Source organism: Bradyrhizobium hipponense (genome assembly GCF_008123965.1).
Lineage (GTDB): Bacteria > Pseudomonadota > Alphaproteobacteria > Rhizobiales > Xanthobacteraceae > Bradyrhizobium > Bradyrhizobium hipponense.
In genome coordinates this window covers 1-690 of sequence record NZ_VSTH01000006.1, presented here as the reverse complement: position 1 = coordinate 690, position 690 = coordinate 1, and the positions used below count along the sequence as shown (strand labels likewise).

1 protein-coding gene is annotated in these 690 nt (G+C 63.2%); it reads right to left on the bottom strand.

Annotated elements, in window-relative coordinates; translation table 11 throughout:
* Window positions 1-690: IS630 family transposase (locus FXV83_RS00570; protein WP_148736742.1), on the bottom strand; the 690-nt coding region annotated here is incomplete at both ends.

The following is a 690-nucleotide window of genomic DNA, read 5'->3' as shown; positions in this document are numbered from 1 at the left end:
GAGCCAGGCTCTGGTTTCTCGCGAGATGTGTGCGGAATGGTTGTCGAGGATCAACTTGATCGCGGTCCTGGCCGGATAGGCGGCATCGAGGAGCTTGAGGAATTCGATGAACTCTCGGCTGCGGTGGCGGTCTTTGACGAGCGCGTGGACCTTCCCGGTGAGCAGGTCAATCCCCGCCAACAGGCTGAGCGTGCCGTGACGTTTGTACTCATGATCGCGCGCGAAGGTCGCATGCACGCCCGGCACTGGCGGCAGATCCGGCGCTGTCGTCGCGATGGCCTGGATCCCCGGCTTCTCGTCGTAGGAGACGATCGCGACCGGTTTGTCCGATTTCTTCGACCGGGCGGCGGTTTTTTTCAGGACCTGGACCTCGCGATAGACATACAGAACCTCCGCCATCTTCTGCTCGAACTCGGCGTCGCGGTTTTCAAGATAGTAGCGCACCTTGTGCGGCTTGATTTCCTCCTGACCGAGAAGCTTGCACACCGTGCCCTGAACCAGACGGGCGAGACATTGATGTCCGGCCTCTGGTCCGTGCTCGCGGGCATGGCGGGCCAGCAGCCGCGTCGTCCACAACTCGTGTGGATAGCCATGCTCGTTGGCCTTGTCGCACGCCAGAGACACCAGCCAGGCCTTGGCCGCCGGCGTGATCACCGGCTCCTTGCCCGGTCGCGGGCGCTCGTCGAGCGC